The sequence below is a fragment of the Stenotrophomonas sp. YJH_SMC_82 genome (genome assembly GCF_059368875.1).
In genome coordinates, this window is record NZ_JCAFSE010000001.1 from 52,303 (window position 1) to 72,391 (window position 20,089).

Here is a 20,089-nt window from a genome sequence, read left to right on the forward strand (position 1 = left end):
CATCTTGCGGCAGCGATCATATCCCAGGCGCCAATTTCGGTCATGTTCGGTCAAAAAGTCGAAAGCGTCGGTTTTTTGGCGCGGGTTGATGGAAATCGAGGAGCGCCGACCAAGGTCGGCCTCTACCAAAGCCCACCCGGTTAGAATGCCCCCATGAAGATCGCCTCGTGGAACGTCAATTCGCTCAATGTCCGCCTGCCGCACCTGGAGCAGTGGCTCAAGGAGTTCGGCCCGGACATCGTCGGTATCCAGGAAACCAAGCTGGAGGACCACAAGTTCCCCGATTCGGCGCTGATCGCCGCAGGCTATCGCAGCGTGTTCGCCGGCCAGAAGACCTACAACGGCGTGGCGCTGCTGTCGCGTGAGCCGGCGCAGGACGTGCAGATCGGCATTCCCGGTTTCGAGGACGAGCAGAAGCGCGTCATCGCCGGCACCTTCGGCGACCTGCGGGTGATCAACCTGTACGTGGTCAATGGCCAGGACATCGGCACCGACAAGTACGACTACAAGCTGCGCTGGCTGGAAGCGGTGCATGCCTGGATCGCCGGAGAACTGCAGCGCCACCCGAAGCTGATCGTGATGGGCGACTTCAACATCGCCCCGGACGCGCGCGACGTGCACGACCCGGCGGTGTGGAACGACAACCACATCCTGACCTCCACCGCCGAGCGCGGCGCATTGAACAAGCTGCTGCAGCTGGGCCTGCACGATGGCTTCCGCCTGCACAACGACGAGGCGGGTACCTTCAGCTGGTGGGACTACCGTGCCGCCGGCTTCCGCCGCAACCTGGGCCTGCGCATCGACCTGACCCTGGTCTCAGAGGCGCTGAAGGGCAGTGCGGTGGCCTCGGGCATCGACCGCGAGCCGCGCACCTGGGAACGCCCGAGTGACCATGCGCCGGCCTGGGTGCAGATCGGTTGAACGAACGGGGCCCGACGATTGCCGGGCCCGTTCTGGAACATCTGCCGGCCAGTGGCCGGCACTACCCTCAGATCACCGTATGCTCTTGCGGGTGAACAGGTTGACGATCGCCAGCAGGATCACCGCACCGATCAGCGAGAACAGGAAGGTGCGGAGGGTGATCGCTTCGTTGATGCCGCCGCCGAACAGCCAGCCGGAAATCAGCGCGCCGACGATGCCGACCACGATGTTGAGGATGATGCCCTGCTGGGCATCGCGCTTCATGATGATGCTGGCCAGCCAGCCTACGATGCCGCCGACGATCAGCCAGATGATGATGCCCATGATCGAACCTCCGGTGGGGAACTGTGACCAGTTGACGCGCAGGGCTGTGAACCCGTCGTGGAATTGCGTGATGGGCGTGTGCGGATGAGCCTGCCAGCCACCCTCGATGGCCCGTGGCGCTTCGGTCCGGTGACGGTCTGGCGGCGCCCGCATGTGCCGGGCCAGCGTGGTGAACCGCAGGCGCGGCAGGTGCTGGCGCAGGCATTGGGCGCCGACCCGCAGACGCTGCCGCTGGTCCGTGATGACAAGGGCCGGCCGGAACTGAGCGGCCCGTTGGCCCACTACGGCACCGGCTGGAGCCACAGCGGCGAGGTGCTGCTGGTGGCGCTGGGCGAAGGCGTGCGGCTGGGCGTGGACCTGGAGCTGCTGCGGCCGCGACCGCGCCTGCTGGAGATCGTGCGGCGCTTCTTCCACCCGCAGGAGGTGGCCTGGCTGGAACGCCTGGATGAGGCCGGGCGCGAGCACTGGTTCTTCCGCGTGTGGTGCGTCAAGGAGGCCATCCTGAAGGCGCATGGGCAGGGCATCTCGTTCGGCCTGCACCGCCTGCAGCTGGCGCCCGGGCCCGATGGCGCCCTGCACCTGCGCTGGTGCGACCCGGAACTGGGCGAGGCCGCACGCTGGCACCTGCACGAGTGGCAGGCCAGCGGCCAGTTCCGCGCCGCATTGGCCTGGTATCCACACTGAAGCGGGGAATCGGCGCGCAAAACCGGCGATAATGCCGGCATGAGCGAACACCCACTTCCCGCCAGCGTGTCTGCCACGCTGGAACAGGGCCTGGCCAGCATGGGCCTGGACGCCGCGCTGGCGCCGCCGTTGCTGCGCTACCTGGCCCTGCTGCACCGCTGGAACGGCACCTACAACCTCACCGCCATCCGCGACCCGCAGGAGATGGTCACCCGCCACCTGCTCGACTCGCTGGCGATGCAGCCGTTCGTGGCCGACGGCAGCCTGGCCGACCTTGGCACCGGCCCCGGGCTGCCCGGCATCCCGCTGGCGATCGCCTGCCCGGGCCTGCAGGTCACCCTGGTCGAGAGCAACGGCAAGAAGGCGCGCTTCATGCGCGAAGCCGTGCGCCAGCTCGGCCTGGGCAACGCCCGCGTGGCCGAGTCGCGCGCCGAGGCGCTGGACGAGGCCGGCCGCTACGACCAGCTGACCGCGCGCGCGATGGACACCCTGGCCGGCATCGTCCGCGTCGGTGGCCACCTGCTGCGCCCCGGCGGCGTACTGCTGGCCATGAAGGGCGTCTACCCGCATGAGGAGATCGCGGACCTGCCGGCGGGCTGGCAGGTGCGTGAGGTGACCCCGTTGAGCGTGCCCGGCCTGGCCGGCGAACGCCACCTGGTCACTGTTACAGGCCCCTGATTCCCGCCGCCAGCCCCTTGTGGAACAACGGGTTGGCGATCCACGATTTCCGCAAGGGGCCGGTTGTACGCATAATGACCGGTCCCAGCACACGTCGACGAGGCACACCCGCATGGCCCGCATCATCGCCATCGCCAACCAGAAGGGTGGCGTCGGCAAGACCACGACCGCCGTCAACCTGGCCGCTTCCCTGGCCAACGCACCCAAGCGCGTGCTGTTGGTCGACCTGGATTCGCAGGGCAACGCGACCATGGGCAGTGGCGTGGACAAACGCGAGCTGGCCGCCTCCACCTGTGACCTGCTGCTCGGCGAGAACAGCGCTGCCGATGTACGTGTGCAGACTGCCGAGGGTTACGACCTGCTGCCCGGCAATATCGACCTGACCGCCGCCGAGATCCAGCTGATGGGCCAGAGCGAGCGCGAGCAGCGCCTGAAGCGCGCGCTGGCGCCGATCCGCGACGAGTACGACTACATCCTGATCGACTGCCCGCCGGCGCTGTCGCTGCTGACGCTCAACGCGCTGGCCGCCGCCGACTCGGTGATCGTGCCGATGCAGTGCGAGTACTACGCGCTGGAAGGCCTGAGCGCGCTGGTGGAAACCATCGAAGCGCTGCGCACCAGCCTGAACCCGGCGCTGGAGATCGAAGGCGTGCTGCGCACCATGTTCGACGTGCGCAACAACCTGGCCAACGCAGTGTCGGCCGAGCTCACCGAGCACTTCGGCGACCGCGTGTTCCGCACCATCGTGCCGCGCAACGTGCGCCTGGCCGAGGCACCCAGCCATGGCCAGAGCATCGTCGGCTACGACCGCGCCTCGCGCGGTGGCGTGGCCTACCTGGGCCTGGCCGGCGAGATCATCCGCCGCAACAACGAACGCAACAAGGCCGGCAAGGCCGTGGAGATCGTCTGATGACCAGCAGCAAGCCGGCAGCCAAGAAGCGAGGCCTCGGCCGTGGCCTGGATGCGCTGTTGGGCCCGAAAGGCGCGGTCAGCCAGGTGCAGGCCACCACCGCGGTGATCGAGCCGCTGCCGGGTGAAGTGCTGCGCAAGTTGCCGGTCGGCCAGCTGCAGCCGGGCAAGTACCAGCCGCGCCGCGAGATGGACGAGGGCAAGCTGTCCGAGCTGGCCGACTCGATCAAGTCGCAGGGCGTGATCCAGCCGATCCTGGTGCGCCAGCTGCCGGCGGGCAACTACGAAATCGTCGCCGGTGAACGCCGTTGGCGCGCATCGCAGCTGGCCGGCCTGGACGAAGTGCCGGTGGTGGTGCGCGAGCTGGAAGACCGCACCGTCATCGCGATGGCGCTGATCGAGAACATCCAGCGCGAAGACCTCAACCCGCTGGAAGAAGCCGAGGCGCTGCAGCGCCTGATCAGCGAGTTCACCCTGACCCATGCCGAGGCCGCCGAGGCCGTCGGCCGCTCGCGCGCGGCGGTGTCCAACCTGCTGCGCCTGCTGGAGCTGCCGGTGGCGATCCGCCTGCTGCTGGAAACCCGCCGCCTGGAAATGGGCCACGCTCGCGCGCTGCTGACCCTGGCTCCCGAGCTGGCCGGCAAGCTGGCCCAGGAAGCAGCCGATGAAGGCTGGTCGGTGCGCGAGGTCGAGCGCCGTGCGCAGGCCTTCGCCGCCGGCAAGGTGCCGAGCAACCGCCCGGCGGCCACGCCGAAGGTGCAGCAGGCTGATATCGCCTCGCTGGAGACCGAACTGTCCGAAGCATTGGGCGCCAAGGTGGCGATCAATCATGGCCGCGGTGGCAAGGGCAAGCTGATCATCCACTACACCGACCTGGATACCCTGGACGGCGTGCTGGAAAAGCTGCGCACGCGCCAGGGCTGAGCCCGGCGCAGTGACAGGGGCGCGGCCCGTTCCTGCCGTGTCCCGCCAATGACAGGGAACGTACCGCCGCGCGCGCCGAGGGAATGCACTGCCTTCCGGTCCGTGGCCTCATCCAGGGAGCAGGACATGAGCAACGAATACGAGGACGTCAGCCCGGACGGCACCCAGATACTGGTACATCGCCGCGAAAAGGACTTCGTGCTCGCCACCGGCGAAGAACGCCACATCGAGGCGATCAGCGCCCACCTCGAACGCCATCTGGGCCCGGTGTCCGGTGTCTTCCACGAGATCATCTCCGACCTGGTGCACATCGACGTGCACGTGGTGCCGGCCAATGACCACTGCCCTTACCTGCGCCTGGTCACCTCCGGCATGAGCGACCTGCCGATGACCGTGCCCGCCGAGGTGGACGCGGACGTGCCGCGCTACATGGAACTGATGGTGACCCTGCCGGCGGACTGGCCCATCTCCCAGGACGCCTTCGAGGACGAGCGCAATTACTGGCCGGTGCGCCTGCTGAAGGGCATGGCGCGGTTGCCGCACGAGTACGACACCTGGCTGGGCTTCGGCCACACCATTCCCAACGGCCATCCCAGCGAGCCCTATGCGCCGGGCGTGGGCTTCGACGGCGCCATCGTGCTGCCGCCGGTAACCACCCCGGAGGACTTTGCCACGCTGGAACTGGACGACGGCAAGACCATCAGCTTCATGAGCCTGGTCCCGCTGTACCCCGAAGAGATGGACCTGAAGCTGAGGAAGGGCGCCGAGGCGCTGCTCGACCGCTTCGACGCGAAGAAGATCCAGGATGTAATCGAACCCGGCCGCACCAACGTGGCGAAGAAGCGTTTCGGTTTGTTCTGAGACCGGTAACATCAGGGGCCTGAACTTCGTTTCCAGGCCCCTGCCATGACCATCCTGCTCACCGGCGCTGCCGGCTTCATCGGTGCCTACACCGCCCGCGCACTGCTGGAGGCCGGCCAGGCCGTGGTCGGCCTGGACAACTTCAACGATTACTACGACCCGCAGATCAAGCGCGACCGCGTGGCCGCGCTGTGCCCGTCGCTGGACCTGCGCGCGCTGGACCTGACCGACCGCGAGGGCCTGGCTGCGCTGTTCGATGAAGTGCAGCCGACGGCGGTGATCCATCTGGCCGCCCAGGCCGGCGTGCGCTATTCGCTGGAAAACCCGCACGCCTACGTCGACAGCAACCTGGTCGGCTTCGTCAACATGCTCGAACTGTGCCGCCACCGCGGCGTGCAGCACCTGGTGTATGCCTCCAGCAGCTCGGTCTACGGCGATTCGGCCACGCCGCCGTTCTCCGAGGACCAGCGCGTAGACCAGCCGCGTTCGCTGTACGCGGCGACCAAGGCGGCCAATGAGCTGATGGCCTACACCTACGCGCAGCTGTACGGCCTGCATGCCACCGGCCTGCGCTTCTTCACCGTGTATGGCCCGTGGGGCCGGCCGGACATGGCACCGCTGCTGTTCTCCCGCGCGGTGCTGGCCGGGCGGCCGATCGACGTGTTCAACGAAGGCCGCATGCAGCGCGATTTCACACATGTCTCCGACATTGTGTCCGGTATCCTCGGCGCCCTCGCGCACCCGGCCGACGGCCCGGTGCCGCACCGGGTGTTCAACCTCGGCAACCATACGCCGGTCGAGCTGGAGCGCTTCATCAGCGTGATCGAGCAGGCCGCCGGCCGCCCCGCGCAGAAGGTGTACAAGCCCATGCAGCCCGGCGACATGGTGCGCACGATGGCCGATACCCGGCGCGCACATGACGCTTTCGGCTTCGATGCGGTGACCCCGATCGAAGAAGGCCTGCCGCCTGTGGTGCAGTGGTGCCGCGAGTATTTTGGCGATCGCGCCTGAGGATGGATCCTCACGCCGCGGGGTTCATCTTCGGATAACCTCGGCAGCGGAGAATGCGCGGTCTTTGTCCCCCCTTTGGCCGAGTGCCTTATGAGCCAACCCGAGCTTTCCGTTGTCGTCCCGGTATTCAACGAGCGCGACAATGTCGCCCCGCTGGTCGCCGAAATCACCGCCGCGCTGCGTGGCCGGCTGCCGTTCGAAATCGTCTACATCGACGATCACTCGCGCGATGACACCCTGGCGGTGCTGCAGGGACTGAAGGCGACCACCCCGGAACTGCGCGTGCTGCACCATGTGAACCAGAGCGGGCAGAGCACCGCGGTGCGCACCGGCGTCAAGCACGCCCGCGCGCCGTGGATCGCGACCCTGGATGGCGATGGCCAGAACGATCCGGCCGATATCCCCAAGCTGCTCGCCGCACGCGACGCCGCCGAGGCGCAGGTGAAGCTGTTCGCCGGCTGGCGCGTCAACCGCCAGGACAGCGGCAGCAAGCGCTGGGCCAGCAAATGGGCCAACGCCATCCGTGCACGCATGCTGCGCGACGATACGCCCGATACCGGCTGCGGCATCAAGCTGTTCGAACGCAGCGCGTTCCTCGACCTGCCGTACTTCGACCACATGCACCGCTACCTGCCGGCGCTGATGCAGCGCGCCGGCTGGAAGACCACCAGCGTGCCGGTCAACCACCGCCACCGTACCGCTGGCGTGTCCAAGTACAACAACCTCGGCCGCGCGCTGGTCGGCATCCGCGACCTGCGTGGCGTGGCCTGGCTGATCACCCGCAGCAAGCGCACCGCGGTGGAGGAGCGCTGATGGATCTGGAGCTGCATTGGCTCGACCAGCCGCTGACCTGGCTGTACTGGACCGGCCTGCACGTGACCGGCTGGAAGCTGATCGGCTATACCGGCGCGCTGATGTTCGGCGGCCGCTGGCTGGTCCAGTTCGTCGCGTCCAAGCGCGCCGGCAAGCCGGTGATCCCGCGCCTGTTCTGGTACATGAGCGTGCTCGGCAGCCTGATGACGCTGAGCTACTTCCTGTTCTCGGCCAAGCAGGACTCGGTGGGCGTGCTGCAGAACCTGTTCCCGGCGTTCACCGCGCTGTACAGCCTGCACCTGGACATCAAGCACCGCGGCTGGAAGCGCGACAAGGCCAGCCACTGAGGCCCCGGGGGTCGGATCCCTTTTCATGGGAAAGGGCTCTGACCCCGTCCGGATCACCCCGTCCGGATCCGCGGCGCATCCACGCATGACGTGGGTCTACTGCGTACCTGGCTACCGGGGCCCCGGTCTGCTGCGCAGGCAGGACCTTCGTCCCATGCCACGGGCGATGGGGGGTGCCATGATCGGGGTCTGCCTTCCCGGGAACCTGTGCTCGTGAAAACCCGTCTTGCCGTTGCCCTGCTGATCGCCCTGTCCGCCCCTGCCGTGGCCCTGGCCGCGCCGCCCGCCACCGCCGCACCGTCCGGCGTGGCCACTGAATCGCCCGCCGACGCCGCCTTCCGCGCGCTGTACGAGAAGGAATGGAAGTGGCGCCAGCAGGGCGGTGGCGAGGCCAGCGAGGACGAGGACGCCCCGGCCAACGCCACCCGCATGCCCGACGTCGGCCCGGCCGCGCAGCAGGCGCGCCTGAAGGTGTGGGATGAGACCCTGGCCGCGCTGAAGAAGATCGACCCGAAGACCCTGTCGGCCGACAACCAGGTCAACTACGCGATCTACCACGACCAGGTGTTCAACCTGGCCGAAGAGACGCGCCTGCGCGGCTACGAGATGCCGTTCAACGCCGATTCCTCGTTCTGGTCCAACCTGTCCTTCATGGCCCGGCGCGAGATGAAGACCGTGCAGGACTACCAGAACTACATCGCACGCCTGAATGATGTACCGCGCTACTTCGGCCAGCAGACCGAGAACATGCGCGCCGGCCTGAAGCGTGGTTTCAGCGTGCCGCGCGCGGTGCTCGATGGCCGCGAAGTGTCCATCGCCACCGTCGCCGAGCTGAAGGACCCGACCGAGTCGCCGCTGTACGCGCCGTTCAAGAAGCTGCCCACCACCATCCCGGCCGCCGAGCAGGCCAGGCTGCAGGCGCAGGCGCGCGAAGCAATCAGCGGCAAGGTGGTGCCGGCGTTCCAGCAGCTGCGCACCTTCTTCGTCAACGAGTACGTGCCGCAGGCGCGTACCACCCTGGCCGCCGAAGCGATGCCCGATGGCAAGGCGTACTACCGGCAGCAGATCCACGAGTACACCACGCTGGACCTGTCGCCGGACGAGATCCACCGCATCGGCCTGGATGAGGTCGCGCGCATCCAGAAGGAAATGAACGACATCATCAAGCAGGTGAAGTTCAAGGGCAGCTTCGCCGAGTTCCTGACCTTCCTGCGTACCGATCCGCAGTTCTATGCAAAGACACCGGAAGAGCTGCTGTCGCGTGCCGCGTGGATCTCCAAGCGGGCGGACGGCCAGCTGGGCAAGTACATGACGTTGCCGCGCGCGCGCTTCACCATCGTGCCGGTGCCGCCGGACATCGCACCGTTCTGGACGGCCGGCCGCGGTGGCATGGGCACCTACTGGCTCAACACCTACAACCTGCCGTCGCGCCCGCTGTACAACCTGCCGGCGCTGACCCTGCATGAATCCGATCCGGGCCACTCGCTGCAGGGCGCGATCGCCGCCGAGCAGAAGAACCTGCCGGAGTTCCGCCGCAACGCCTACATCTCCGCCTATGGCGAAGGCTGGGCGCTGTACTGCGAGAAGCTGGGCGTGGAGATGGGCATCTACGAAACCCCATACGAGGATTTCGGCCGCCTGACCTACGAGATGTGGCGCGCGGCGCGCCTGGTGATCGACACCGGCGTGCACAGCAAGGGCTGGACCCGCGAGCAGGCGTTGGCCTACCTGCGTGACCACACCGCGCTGAGCGAGCATGAAGTGACCACCGAGGTGGACCGCTACATCTCCTGGCCTGGCCAGGCGCTGAGCTACAAGCTGGGCGAGATCGCCATCGTACGCCTGCGTGCGCAGGCCGAGAAGGAGCTGGGCGACAAGTTCGACATCAAGGGCTTCCACGACACCCTGCTCAAGCAGGGCTCGGTGCCGCTGCCGGTGTTGGAACAGCAGATCCAGGCCTACATCGCCGAGCGCAAGAAGGCCTGACCGTGCGAGGGTAGTGCCGGCCGCTGGCCGGCAACCCGACCCGGTCACGGGGTCGGATCCCTTTCCTGTGGAAAGGGCTCCGACCCCCTCTCGCCTCACCCCACCGGCCGCGGCTTGGCCACCCGTGCTGCGAAGGTCGGCAGCACCAGCAGGGTCAGCACGGTGGCGGTGATCAGGCCACCGATCACCACCGTGGCCAGCGGCTTCTGCACCTCCGCACCGGAACCGCTGGCAATCGCCATCGGGATGAAGCCGACGATCGCCACCAGCGCCGTGGTCAGCACCGCGCGGATGCGGCTGGAGGCACCGTTGATCGCCGCCTGCAGCGGCAGGTCGCCGGCATCCAGGCGTTCGCGGATCGCCTGCATCAGCACCAGGCCGTTCAACGTGGCCACGCCGGAGACGGCGATGAAGCCAACTGCCGCCGATACCGAGAACGGCATGCCTCGCAGCAGCAGCGCGAGGATGCCACCGACCAGCGCCAACGGCACGCAGCTGAACACCAGAATGGCTTCCTTGCCGCTGCGCAGGGCCATGAACAGCAGGCTGCCGATCAGCAGGAACACCACCGGCACCACGGTTGCCAACCGCTTCTCCGCGCGCTGCAGGTTCTCGAACTGACCGCCCCAGGTCAGGTAGGCGCCCGGCGGCAGCGCCACGTCGGCCACCGCGGCCTGCGCCTCGCCGACGAAGCCGCCCAGATCGCGACCGCGCACGTTGGCCTGCACCACCACGCGGCGGCTGCCGTTGTTGCGGCTGATCTGGTTCGGCCCTTCGCTCACGGTAATGCGCGCCACCGACGACAACGGAATCACGAGCCCCGATGGCGTGGCGATCGGCAGCGAGGCCAGCTGGTCCGGATCGTTGCGCGAGGCATCGTCCAGGCGCACCACCACGTTGAAGCGGCGGTCGCCTTCGAAGATCTTGCCGGCCGTGGTACCGCCGATGCCGGTGGACAGCGCATCACTCACATCTGCAGCGCTCAACCCGTACTGTGCCGCCGCCACGTGGTCGATCGCCACGTTGAGCGTGGGCAGGCCGGAGATCTGTTCTACCCGCACGTCGGCCGCGCCATCCACCGCACGCAGCTTCAACGCCACCTGGTCGGCCACCTTCTGCAGCTGGCTGAAGTCATCACCGAAGATCATTACGGCCAGGTCGGTACGCACGCCGGAAATCAGTTCGTTGAAGCGCAGCTCGATCGGCTGGCTGAACTCGAAGCTGTTGCCCAGCTGCTGCCCGGCCAGTTTCTCGAAGCGCGCCACCAGTGCGTCCTTGGCCAGCGTCGGATCGGGCCAGTCCTTGCGTGGCTTCAACACGATCACGCTGTCGGAAATGTTGGTCGGCATCGGGTCGATCGCCGCCTCGGCGGTACCGGTGCGCGAGAACACGGTTTCCACTTCCGGCTGCTTGGCAATCGCCTTTTCCAGCGCCAGCTGCATTGCCAGTGACTGCTCCAGCGAGGTCGATGGCACGCGCAGGGCCTGCATCGCCACGTTGCCTTCATCCAGGGTCGGCATGAACTCGCGGCCCAGCAGCGAGAACGCGCCGATGCCCACCACCACCATCATCACCGCACCGGCCAGCACCGTGCGCGGGTGCGCCACGGCCTTGCGCACCACCGGTTCGATGCGCGCACGCAGCACGCGGATCAGCCTGGTTTCGTGCTCGCCGTCGTCCGCGTGCGCATCGCCGTCCTTCACCTTGGGCTCGCGCACCAGCAGCGCGGCCATCGCCGGCACGAAGGTGAAGGAGAACAGGAAGGCACCGACCAGGGCCAGCATGAACGTGGCCGCCATCGGGTGGAACGTCTTGCCCTCCACGCCCTCCAGCGTGAGGATCGGCGCGAACACCAGCAGGATGATCAGCTGGCCGAAGGCCGCAGGGCGCGCCATCTTAATGGCCGAATCGGCGGCTACGCGCAGGCGTTCCATCGCGGTCAGCGCACGGCCCAGTTCGGCGCGGCGCTGGCCCAGCATCAGCAGTGTCGACTCGACCACGATCACCGCACCGTCCACCAGGATGCCGAAGTCCAGCGCACCCAGGCTCATCAGGTTGCCACTGATGCCGAAGCGGTTCATGCCGATCACTGCGAACAGGAACGACAGCGGAATCACCAGCGCGGTGATCGTTGCCGCACGCAGGTTGCCCAGCAGCAGGAACAGCACCACCACCACCAGCAGCGCGCCCTCGGTGAGGTTCCTGGCGACGGTCTTGATGGTGGAATTGACCAGCACGCTGCGGTCCAGCACCGGTGCCGCCACGATGTCGGCCGGCAGTGACTTGTTTACCTGTTCCAGGCGCGCGGCCGCTGCCTGGGCCACGGTGCGGCTGTTGCCACCGGCAATCATCAGCGCGGTGCCCAGCACGGCTTCATGGCCGTTGCGGCTGGCCGCACCCAGCCGCGGCGCGCGGCTCAGTTCCACCGTGGCCACATCGGCTACGCGTACCACCACGCCATTGCGGGTCGCCACCGGGGCCTGTGCCAGGTCGTCGGTGGTCAGCGCCAAGCCGTCGGCACGTACCACCAGGCCCTCGCCGGCACGCTGTACGAAGCCGGCACCGGCCTGCACGTTGGAACGCTGCAGCGCAGTGACCAGGTCGGCCAGGCCGAGGCCATGCGCGGCCAGTCTGGCGCTGTCCGGATGCACGCCGTATTCCTTGACGTAGCCGCCAACCGTATCGACGCCGGCCAGCCCCGGGCTGGAACGCATCTGCGGCGCGATGATCCAGTCCTGCACGGTGCGCAGGTAGGTCGCACGTTCTTCGGGCGTACGCAGCAGGTTGCCTTCCGGTGTGCGGTAGACCTCGCCGGCCTGCCAGCCCGCTTCATCGGGTTTGGCCAGTTTGGCCGGATCGAACGCGGTGAAGTCCACCGTCCACATCAGCACCTCGCCAAGGCCGGTGGTGACCGGCGACAGCATCGGTGATGCACCATCGGGCAGGTCTTCCGATGCCTCGCGCATGCGTTCGGCCACTTGCTGGCGGGCGAAGTAGATGTCGGTGGCATCGGTGAAGATCGCGGTGACCTGCGAGAAACCATTGCGCGACAGCGAACGCGTGGTGGTCAGGCCGGGGATGCCGGCCAGCGCGGTTTCCAGCGGATAGGTCACCTGCCGCTCGATCTGCTCCGGTGTCAGCGCCGGTGCCACCGTGTTGATCTGTACCTGACGGTTGGTGATGTCCGGCACCGCGTCGATCGGCAGCTTGCCCAGCTGGAACAGGCCCACCGCGGCGATCAGTGCGGCCATGAACACCACCAGCCAGCGGTGGCGCACCGCTGTTTCAATGATCAGCTTGAACATGGTCGCCTCCTCAGTGGCCGTGCTCGGCTTCGCCCTTGGCCAGCTCGGCCTTGAGCAGGAAGGCATTGGCACCGACGATGCGCTCGCTGCCGGTCAGCCCAGCGAGGATCTCGATGCGGTCACCGGCACGGCGCCCGGCCAGCACCGGCTGCGCCTTGAAGCCACCTTCGACGGCGACAAACACCGCGCTGCTGCCATCAACGTTCTGCACTGCATCGGCCGGGACGCTGAGCGAACCGTCCTGGCCTTCGGTGACCACCACGGCCGAGACCGGCGAACCGGCCGGCGGCAGCGACGCATCCACCGGGGTGGCGCGGATCACCGCGACGCCGCCCTGCTGGCGCACATCGGCGGCCGAACCGGTGACGGTGGCGGTGAAGCTGCCACCCGGCACGCTCACTTCCAGCGTCATGCCGGGCGTGACCTGTGCGGCCAGCGCCGGCGGTGCGGTGAACACCAGCTCGTTCATTGTCGGGTCGGCGACATCGGCGACTGCACTGCCGGCGGCGACTACACCGCCCGGAGTGACCTGCACGTTGCCGACGATGCCGGCCACCGGGCTGGTGATGCGCACGCGGCCACTGGCATCGGGCGCACCGTTGGCAGCGGCCTGGGCCTGCGCGGCAGCGGCCTGGGCCTGTGCCGCCAGCGACCGTGCGCGCGAGGCTTCCATCTCCTGGCGGGCGACCACGCCCTGGTCGACCAGCGCCTTGTCGCGGCCATAGGCCAGGCGCGCGGCCTCGGCTTCGGCCGAGGCGGCCAGCGCATTGGCGCGGAACACCGCCGCTTCGCCGCTGACCACGATCGCCAGTGCCTGGTTCTGCTTCACCGCGGTGCCCGGTGCGACCAGCACGCGTTCGACGCGGCCGGTCACGGTCGACGCCACCGAGGCGCGTGCACCGACCGACGGTTCGACCCGGCCGGACAGGCGCGTGGAGCTACCGCCACCACGACCGACCGCGACCACTTCGATACCGGACGCCTTGATCTGCTCAGGAGTCAGCTGCACGACACCCTCATCGCCATCGGCGGGCGCCTTTGCGGATTCGGCCTTGGCCTCCTTGCTGTCGGCGGCATGGCCGTGGCCATCGTCGGTGCCGGCCTTGGCCGCAGCCGGGTCTTCATTGGCAGGTGTCTGCGCGTTGCCAGCGCAGCCGGCCAGCAGCGCGGCCAGCAGCACGCCGCCGATCAGCGGGAAAGTACGGGAGAGCGTCATGGGACCTCCACAAAAGGTGCGCGCCCTTCAAGGCGGGCAAGATCGATTTCCGCGGCGACGCGCGACAGGCGCGCATCCACGGCGGTGCCGCGGGCGGCGATGAGGGCGCTGCGCGTGCTGCGCAGTTCCAGCTGCGAGATGCGCCCGGCGTCGAAGCCGATGCGGGCCAGGCGATACGCCTCTTCGGCGGCGACCACGCTTTCATCGGCGGCGCGGGTACGGCTGCCGGCGGCCTTCAAACCGGCCACCGCGGAGAGGCGTGCCGCCTCGCTGTCGCGGCGCTGCTGGTCCAGGCGTGCCTCGGCCGCGCGCTGGTCGGCATTGGCGGCGCGGATGCCCCCGCGGTTGCGGTCGAACAGCGGGATGCTGAGGCTGACCCCGAGGTTGTAGGCGCGCTCGCCCCCCTCGCGGAAGCGGGTCTGCGCGGCAGTGACGCTCAGGTCGGGCAGGGCGCGCTTGCGCTCCACGTCGACCAGCTTGCCCGCCGCATCCGCTTCGGCTTCGGCGATGCGCACCGCCAGCGCGGTATCGGTGGCACCGCGTGGCAGCGGCGGCGCGCGGTCGAGCAGGCTGTCGCCGATCGACTGCACCGGCGCATCCAGCAGCGCGGCACCGGCCAGGCGGGCCAGCGCGGCATCGCGGAAGGCCTGCGCCTCATCCAGCGCGGCGCTGGCGTTGGCGACTTCGCTCTGCGCCTGCACGGCGCGCAGCTGCGGCTCGCGGCCCTGCTTGACCATCGCGTTGACCGCGTTGGCGTCAGCGCGGGTGAGGCTCAGTGCTTCTTCGGCCAGGGTGTAGCGGCGCAGTGCACTTTCCGCCTGTGCATAGACCACCGCCAGCTGGCTGGCCACGTCGCTGCGGCGTTGGGCACCACGCAGGTTGGCGGCCTGTGCCTCGGCACGGGCGGCACGGACACGCGCGCCACGCTGGCCCCAGACCTCCAGCGGCTGGGACAGGGTGAGCACGGTATCGGCCTTGCCCATGCCGCCATAGGAGCCGGTGCCCCAGGCGTTTTCGGCGGAGTAAGAGAGGGAAGGGTTGGGCAACGCACGGGCCTGGTCGGCGCGCGCGTCGGCGGCCTCGGCCAGCGCCGCACCGACGCGGGTGCCGGGCAGCTGGTCCAGGCGTTCAAGCAGGGTGTCGTAGGAAGGGGCGGCTTGCGCCATCACCGATGCCGCCGGGGCCAGGCCCAGCAACACGGCGACGACCCGCCCGGCCGCACGCAGCGGCCGACGTGTCAGGGTCGACATGAAGAATTTCCGGAGGTGAGGGGAACCGAAGCCCGCGAATGCGGGACGCGCTCAACTCACGCCCGGGGAGGACGCGTCAGTTCATCCTGGGCGACCGCATAGGTCGCCGCGTCGCCGGCATTCATCCAGCGCGCCGGAAGCGGCGCACCGAAGGCGGCGAAGGTACTGGCCGGCAGGCTCAGATTGGAGTGGTGGCAGTGGTTGTGGCCACAGGCACCGACGTGCTTGCCGTCGGCATCGCCATCGGCATCCGGTGCGGACTCCACATGCACCGTGCTGGCATGCGGTTCCACCGTGCAGGCCAGCGCGTCGGCCACCGGCACGACCACGAATGCCGCCATCAGCAGCATCAGCAGGGTCGAACGGAGGTGGCGGGTGATCCAGCGCATGGACGGCAGGCTAGCAAGCGGTTTTCGCCGGATACAATATCAATGGACGCTTCGGGAATTCGTCGGAATCTCCCGTTCAGCTGGGCCGGGCGCGGGGTCGGATCCCTTTCCTCCGGAAAGGGCTCTGACCCCACCACATCGTTCGGGTGCGCCGCGCACATGTGCTCTGGTAGGTGTCGACCTTGGTCGACACGCTTTTCGACCCCACCGCGTTGCCGGCCAGCGGCCGGCACTACCCGTATCACGGCAGCTTCGCGATCACCTTGATCTCGAACTGGAACCCATACAGCCAGGTCACGCCGATACCGGTCAGGGTCGGGTGCGGCGCCTCGCCCCAATACTCCGGCACGATTGCCCAGGCCTTCTCAAAGTTCTTCTCTGGATCGACCAGGAACACGGTCACGTCGATCACGTCATCGAACGTGCAGCCGGCAGCAGCCAACACCGCATTGAGATTCTCGAAGGCGCGGCGCACCTGCGTTTCGAAGTCTGGCTCGGGCGAGCCGTCCTCACGGCTGCCGACCTGGCCGGATACGAACAGGAAGCCGTTGGAACGGATCGCAGGCGAGTAGCGGTTGCGCTCGTACAGGGCCTGGCGGCCGGCGGGGAAAACGACATCACGCTGTGACATGGGGAAGATCCCGTGGGAGAGAACGCCATCCTCCCCGTCAGCGCTGTCTGGATAAACCGCGATGATCGGCCTAGATTGATTGTCAATTCCAAACAATCATGGCCCGCCATGGACCGTTTCGAGGCGATGCGGGCCTTTGCCCGGGTGGTGGAAACCGGCAGCTTCACCCGCGCCGCGCAGACCCTGCAGATCAGCCGCACCACGGCCACCCAGCTGGTGCAGCAACTGGAGGCACACCTGCGGCTGCGCCTGCTCAACCGCACCACGCGCCGGGTCAGCGTCACCGCCGACGGCGCGGCCTACTACCCGCGCATCGCCCGCCTGCTGGCCGAGCTGGAAGAAGTGGAAGGCGGGCTGGGTGACGCGGCCAGCCAGCCGCGCGGACGCCTGCGCGTGGATGTGCCCGGGCCGTACGCGCGGCTGCGGCTGGTGCCGGCGTTGCCGGATTTCCAGGCGCGCTACCCGGAGATCCAGCTGGACATCGGCGTGAGTGACCGCGAGGTCGATGTCATCGCCGACAACGTCGACTGCGTGATCCGGGGTGGCACCCCGGCCGACCCGGCACTGGTGGCGCGGCCGCTGGCGGCGCTGCCGATCGGCTTCCACGCCAGCCCCGGCTATGTGCAGCGTTTCGGGTTGCCGACCGATCCGCGCGCGCTGGAAGGACCCGACCACCACATGGTCGGCTTCCTCAGCCCGCGCAGTGGCCGCGCACGCGTGTTCGTTGCACAGCGCGGCGATGAACGCGTTGAGGTGCAGGGCCGCTATACGGTCGGCTTCGATGATGGAAACGCCTATCTGGCCGCTGCGTTGGCGGGGTTGGGCGTGGTGGCGCTGCCCAGCTACATGGCCGAGCCGCACGTGGCGCGCGGCGAGCTGTTGCCGGTGTTGCCGGACTGGCAGCTGCCGCCGATGCCGATGCATGTGATGTTCCCGCCGAACCGGCACATGAGCCAGCGGCTGCGGGTGTTCATCGATTGGGTGGTGGAGGCGTTGGGTTGATCGCGCGCGCGCATCTGTAGAGCCGAGCCCACGCTCGGCTGCTTCTGGCATCACCAAGCCCGCGCTACGCGCGCCAGCCGAGCGTGGGCCCGGCTCTACCGGCATGCGAAAATCACCACAGCACGTAACAGGAAACATCGCCACGCATGAGTCGCATCGTCGCACTGGATACCGAAACCACCGGCATCTCCCACCGCCTGGGGCACCGGGTGATCGAAATCGGTGCCGTCGAACTGATCGATGGCCAGCTCACCGGCCGCCAGTTCCACACCTACCTGCAGCCGCAGCGCAGGGTCGACTGGGGCGCACAGCGCGTGCACGGCATCAGTGATGCGATGCTGGTGGGCAAGCCGCTGTTCTCCAGCAAGGCCGCCGAACTGCTGGACTTCCTGCGCGGCAGCGAGATGGTCGCGCACAACGCCACCTTCGATGTGGGCTTCCTGGACAACGAGCTGCGTCTGTCCGGTATTCCCGGCACGCTGGCCCAGCATTGCCGCATCACCTGTAGCCTGAAGCTGGCGCGCGGGCGCTGGCCCGGCCAGGGCAACAAGCTGGACGATGTGCTGCAGCGCCTGCGCATTCCCAGCCAGCGCGGCCTGCACGGCGCGCTCAAGGATGCCCATCTGCTGGCGCAGGTGATCCCGCACCTGCGCTGAGGCCTGGCCGCTGTTACACCGGCCGTAACCAGCGCTCGATCATCGCCACGCCACAGGCCACCCCGTCCTCATGGCCCATCGCCACGCCCAGGGCCGCCGCGCGTGCGCGTGTTGCGTCGGTTTCAACGAAGGTGATGGCTGCCGCCAGCGTTGCTGCATCCAGTCGCTTCGGTGACAACGGTGGCGGTGCCACGCCCAACCGATACAGGCGATCGGCCCAGAAGAACTGATCCGCGGCGAACGGCATCACCAGCGAGGGAATGCCGGCGCGGCAGGCCGAATGCGTGGTGCCGCTGCCACCATGGTGGATGGCGAGTGCGCAATGCGGGAACAGTGCTTCGTGTGGCGTCGGGCCGAGCACGAACACATCTGCTGGCAGCGCACCCGTCGGCAATCCGGCCCACCCTGGAAACAGCAGCACCCGGCGCGGTGCCAGCGCCTGCAGCAGGGCTGGCAGCACGCGCTCGCGATCGAATCCGGTCATGCTGCCAAAGCCCAGATAGACCGGCGGCGGCCCGGCATCGAGGAAGGCCTGCAGATCGGCTGGCGGCGTCCAGGGCGCATCAGGAAGCCGCCATTGGCCACAGGCGATGTGGTCGACCGGCCAGTCCGCCGGTGGCGGCAGCAGCTGCGGCGAGATGCCATAGAGCATCGGCAGGCCGGACCACAGCGCGCGACGCGGCGATTGCCCCAGTTGCTGGCGTGCCGCGTTGATCGGCCGACGGAACTGGCGCCAGATCAGGCCGTTGACCCACCCGTAACTGGCCCGGTTCAACCAGCCCGGCGAGCGTCCGGGCGGCAGGAACGGAGAGCGGAAGGCTCGCGTCGGGGTCAGCGGAATCATGCCGGTGCCGATGACCGGCAGACCCCGACGTTCGCCCACGCTCATGCCGACAAGGGCCGCCAGTCCGCCGGTCAGAATCGCATCGCAGCCTTCGGCGGCGGCATCGGCCTGGCGCATCCAGCCGCTGACATGCTGCAGCGCCATCCGTGCCAGACCGGTACTGGCGGCGGCAACACCGTTGCCCCGCGAGACAAGGGCGACCACTTCGTCATGGATGTCACCCTCAAGGGCCGCGTGGGGCACATCCAGAGCCTGCGCGCTGCCCAGGGTGCCGCCATCGGCCAGCAGTGTCACCGCGTGGCCTGCGCTGATCAGCCCATGGCAGAGCATGGCCAGCGGACGCGTATCGCCTTCGGTTCCGTAGGTCAGGGCCAGCAGCCGCATGGAAAGCTCCGCAGTGATCCGGGCCAGTATGCCGGTTGGCGAAGTCCCCCCGCCCCGCCTGTCCAGTCCCCGCCTGTGGGTAACTTGCGCAAGTGCTTGAACCCGTGCATAATGCGCGGCTCGCTGTGTCCGGTTTTCTACCGGGCGGCGCTCCCGGGAGCACGTCCCCGGCCGCCCAACGCCAGCGTAACCCTTTGATTCTCTTGACGTGTGGTGGGCAACCATCGAGGCCGCCGTCGCCCGGGCTACGGGCTGACAACTACTACTATCGAGGTGCGCAATGTCCCGCGTATGCCAGGTTTCCGGCAAGCGAGTGCAGACGGGTAACAACGTCTCGCACGCCAACAACAAGACCCGTCGTCGTTTCCTGCCGAATCTGCACGAGCGCCGTTTCTGGGTGGCCAGCGAGAATCGCTGGGTCAAGCTTCGTGTTTCCGCGCATGCACTGCGCACCATCGACAAGAACGGCATCGATTCCGTTCTGGCTGAGCTGCGTGCGCGCGGCGAAAAGGTCTGAGGAGTAAAGCATCATGGCAGGCAAGCGCGATAAGGTCCGTATGATTTCCTCGGCCGGTACCGGCCACTTCTACACGACCGACAAGAACAAGAAGAACACCCCGGGGAAGATGGAATTCCTGAAGTACGATCCGGTCGTGCGCAAGCACGTCCTGTACAAGGAAGGCAAGATCAAGTAATCCGCACGGATTGCTGGTCCCCGCGAAGAAACCCGCCCTTGTGGCGGGTTTTTTCATGCCCTGCGTTTACCTGGTGGATACCGACCATTCCGATGCTGCTGTGGTGGTGGTGGGTGCCGACCGTTGGTCGGCACTGGGCAGTCCCTGCGCACGCTGTCGCCAATGGCGCCATGCCTGGAGCGAAGGGCCGAATGCGATAAGTGATTGTTCCTACCGGTTCCGGCGCCTCGCACGGTTCAAATCGATTGGAACGACGGGC

At 67.8% G+C, this 20,089-nt stretch carries 21 protein-coding genes; 14 read left to right on the forward strand and 7 right to left on the reverse strand.

The genetic code is table 11. The features are described from left to right. The first annotated feature begins 153 nt into the window (after positions 1-153). Complete coding sequence (gene xth, locus AC5P53_RS00180) at positions 154-921, forward strand: exodeoxyribonuclease III (protein WP_241887609.1); 768 nt, start codon at positions 154-156, stop codon at positions 919-921. Positions 922-993: 72 nt separating this feature from the next. Here xth and AC5P53_RS00185 read toward each other — a convergent pair whose 3' ends face one another. Next, positions 994-1,245, reverse strand: a complete 252-nt coding sequence (locus AC5P53_RS00185) for a GlsB/YeaQ/YmgE family stress response membrane protein (protein ID WP_014648887.1) — start codon at positions 1,243-1,245, stop codon at positions 994-996. A gap of 84 nt (positions 1,246-1,329) precedes the next feature. On the opposite strand from AC5P53_RS00185, the gene AC5P53_RS00190 reads away from it, so the two are divergent. The 9 genes from AC5P53_RS00190 to AC5P53_RS00230 all read left to right on the forward strand — a co-directional run bounded on the left by AC5P53_RS00190 (position 1,330) and on the right by AC5P53_RS00230 (position 9,458). Continuing rightward, complete coding sequence (locus AC5P53_RS00190; RefSeq protein ID WP_046433275.1) at positions 1,330-1,929, forward strand: 4'-phosphopantetheinyl transferase family protein; 600 nt, start codon at positions 1,330-1,332, stop codon at positions 1,927-1,929. Between the two features lie 39 nt (positions 1,930-1,968). Further along, entirely contained in the window at positions 1,969-2,607 is a 639-nt protein-coding gene (gene rsmG / locus AC5P53_RS00195; protein WP_014648885.1) for a 16S rRNA (guanine(527)-N(7))-methyltransferase RsmG, read from the forward strand. 112 nt (positions 2,608-2,719) lie between these two features. Further along, a complete protein-coding gene (locus tag AC5P53_RS00200) occupies positions 2,720-3,517 on the forward strand; it encodes a ParA family protein (protein WP_014648884.1) in 798 nt (265 codons plus the stop codon). Next, a complete protein-coding gene (locus tag AC5P53_RS00205; RefSeq protein WP_014648883.1) occupies positions 3,517-4,440 on the forward strand; it encodes a ParB/RepB/Spo0J family partition protein in 924 nt (307 codons plus the stop codon). The genes AC5P53_RS00200 and AC5P53_RS00205 overlap by 1 nt, the downstream gene beginning before the upstream one ends. A 126-nt stretch (positions 4,441-4,566) precedes the next feature. Then, positions 4,567-5,301, forward strand: coding sequence for a suppressor of fused domain protein (locus AC5P53_RS00210; protein ID WP_049407664.1), 735 nt, complete (start codon positions 4,567-4,569; stop codon positions 5,299-5,301). A 45-nt stretch (positions 5,302-5,346) separates the two neighbouring features. Further along, positions 5,347-6,312 (forward strand): NAD-dependent epimerase/dehydratase family protein, encoded by a 966-nt coding sequence (locus AC5P53_RS00215; RefSeq protein WP_014648881.1) that lies wholly within the window; start codon positions 5,347-5,349, stop codon positions 6,310-6,312. A 90-nt stretch (positions 6,313-6,402) separates the two neighbouring features. Then, on the forward strand, positions 6,403-7,125 hold the full coding sequence (locus AC5P53_RS00220; protein ID WP_005420380.1) for a glycosyltransferase family 2 protein: 723 nt from the start codon (positions 6,403-6,405) through the stop codon (positions 7,123-7,125). After that, the gene (locus tag AC5P53_RS00225) at positions 7,125-7,472 is read left to right on the forward strand and encodes a lipid-A-disaccharide synthase N-terminal domain-containing protein (RefSeq protein WP_014648879.1); all 348 of its coding nucleotides are present in this window, start codon (positions 7,125-7,127) and stop codon (positions 7,470-7,472) included. Before AC5P53_RS00220 ends, AC5P53_RS00225 begins: the two co-directional genes overlap by 1 nt. A 213-nt stretch (positions 7,473-7,685) precedes the next feature. Continuing rightward, entirely contained in the window at positions 7,686-9,458 is a 1,773-nt protein-coding gene (locus AC5P53_RS00230) for a DUF885 domain-containing protein (RefSeq protein ID WP_049442093.1), read from the forward strand. Positions 9,459-9,553: 95 nt separating this feature from the next. On the opposite strand, the gene AC5P53_RS00235 is transcribed toward AC5P53_RS00230, so the two are convergent. The 5 genes from AC5P53_RS00235 to AC5P53_RS00255 form a co-directional block, all read right to left on the reverse strand. Continuing rightward, positions 9,554-12,763, reverse strand: coding sequence for an efflux RND transporter permease subunit (locus AC5P53_RS00235; RefSeq protein WP_049442091.1), 3,210 nt, complete (start codon positions 12,761-12,763; stop codon positions 9,554-9,556). Positions 12,764-12,773: 10 nt separating this feature from the next. Then, positions 12,774-13,979 carry an efflux RND transporter periplasmic adaptor subunit gene (locus AC5P53_RS00240; protein WP_032960667.1) on the reverse strand — a complete coding sequence of 402 codons (1,206 nt, stop codon included), beginning with the start codon at positions 13,977-13,979 and terminating at the stop codon, positions 12,774-12,776. After that, a complete protein-coding gene (locus tag AC5P53_RS00245) occupies positions 13,976-15,229 on the reverse strand; it encodes a TolC family protein (protein ID WP_241887611.1) in 1,254 nt (417 codons plus the stop codon). Before AC5P53_RS00245 ends, AC5P53_RS00240 begins: the two co-directional genes overlap by 4 nt. Positions 15,230-15,285: 56 nt before the next feature. Continuing rightward, complete coding sequence (locus AC5P53_RS00250; protein ID WP_014648874.1) at positions 15,286-15,618, reverse strand: hypothetical protein; 333 nt, start codon at positions 15,616-15,618, stop codon at positions 15,286-15,288. A 241-nt stretch (positions 15,619-15,859) separates the two neighbouring features. Further along, positions 15,860-16,249: a RidA family protein gene (locus AC5P53_RS00255; RefSeq protein WP_014648873.1), complete on the reverse strand. Its 390-nt coding sequence runs from the start codon at positions 16,247-16,249 to the stop codon at positions 15,860-15,862. 108 nt (positions 16,250-16,357) lie between these two features. On the opposite strand from AC5P53_RS00255, the gene AC5P53_RS00260 reads away from it, so the two are divergent. Both AC5P53_RS00260 and dnaQ read left to right on the forward strand, forming a co-directional pair. Further along, a complete protein-coding gene (locus AC5P53_RS00260; protein ID WP_100450805.1) occupies positions 16,358-17,251 on the forward strand; it encodes a LysR family transcriptional regulator in 894 nt (297 codons plus the stop codon). A 146-nt stretch (positions 17,252-17,397) separates the two neighbouring features. After that, positions 17,398-17,907 carry a DNA polymerase III subunit epsilon gene (gene dnaQ, locus AC5P53_RS00265; RefSeq protein ID WP_014648871.1) on the forward strand — a complete coding sequence of 170 codons (510 nt, stop codon included), beginning with the start codon at positions 17,398-17,400 and terminating at the stop codon, positions 17,905-17,907. A gap of 13 nt (positions 17,908-17,920) precedes the next feature. On the opposite strand, the gene AC5P53_RS00270 is transcribed toward dnaQ, so the two are convergent. Continuing rightward, positions 17,921-19,135 (reverse strand): glycosyltransferase, encoded by a 1,215-nt coding sequence (locus AC5P53_RS00270; protein ID WP_227864164.1) that lies wholly within the window; start codon positions 19,133-19,135, stop codon positions 17,921-17,923. A gap of 280 nt (positions 19,136-19,415) precedes the next feature. On the opposite strand from AC5P53_RS00270, the gene rpmB reads away from it, so the two are divergent. Next, the gene (gene rpmB / locus AC5P53_RS00275; protein WP_005411638.1) at positions 19,416-19,652 is read left to right on the forward strand and encodes a 50S ribosomal protein L28; all 237 of its coding nucleotides are present in this window, start codon (positions 19,416-19,418) and stop codon (positions 19,650-19,652) included. Between the two features lie 10 nt (positions 19,653-19,662). After that, complete coding sequence (rpmG, locus tag AC5P53_RS00280) at positions 19,663-19,830, forward strand: 50S ribosomal protein L33 (RefSeq protein ID WP_169411268.1); 168 nt, start codon at positions 19,663-19,665, stop codon at positions 19,828-19,830. The last annotated feature ends 259 nt before the right edge of the window (positions 19,831-20,089 follow it).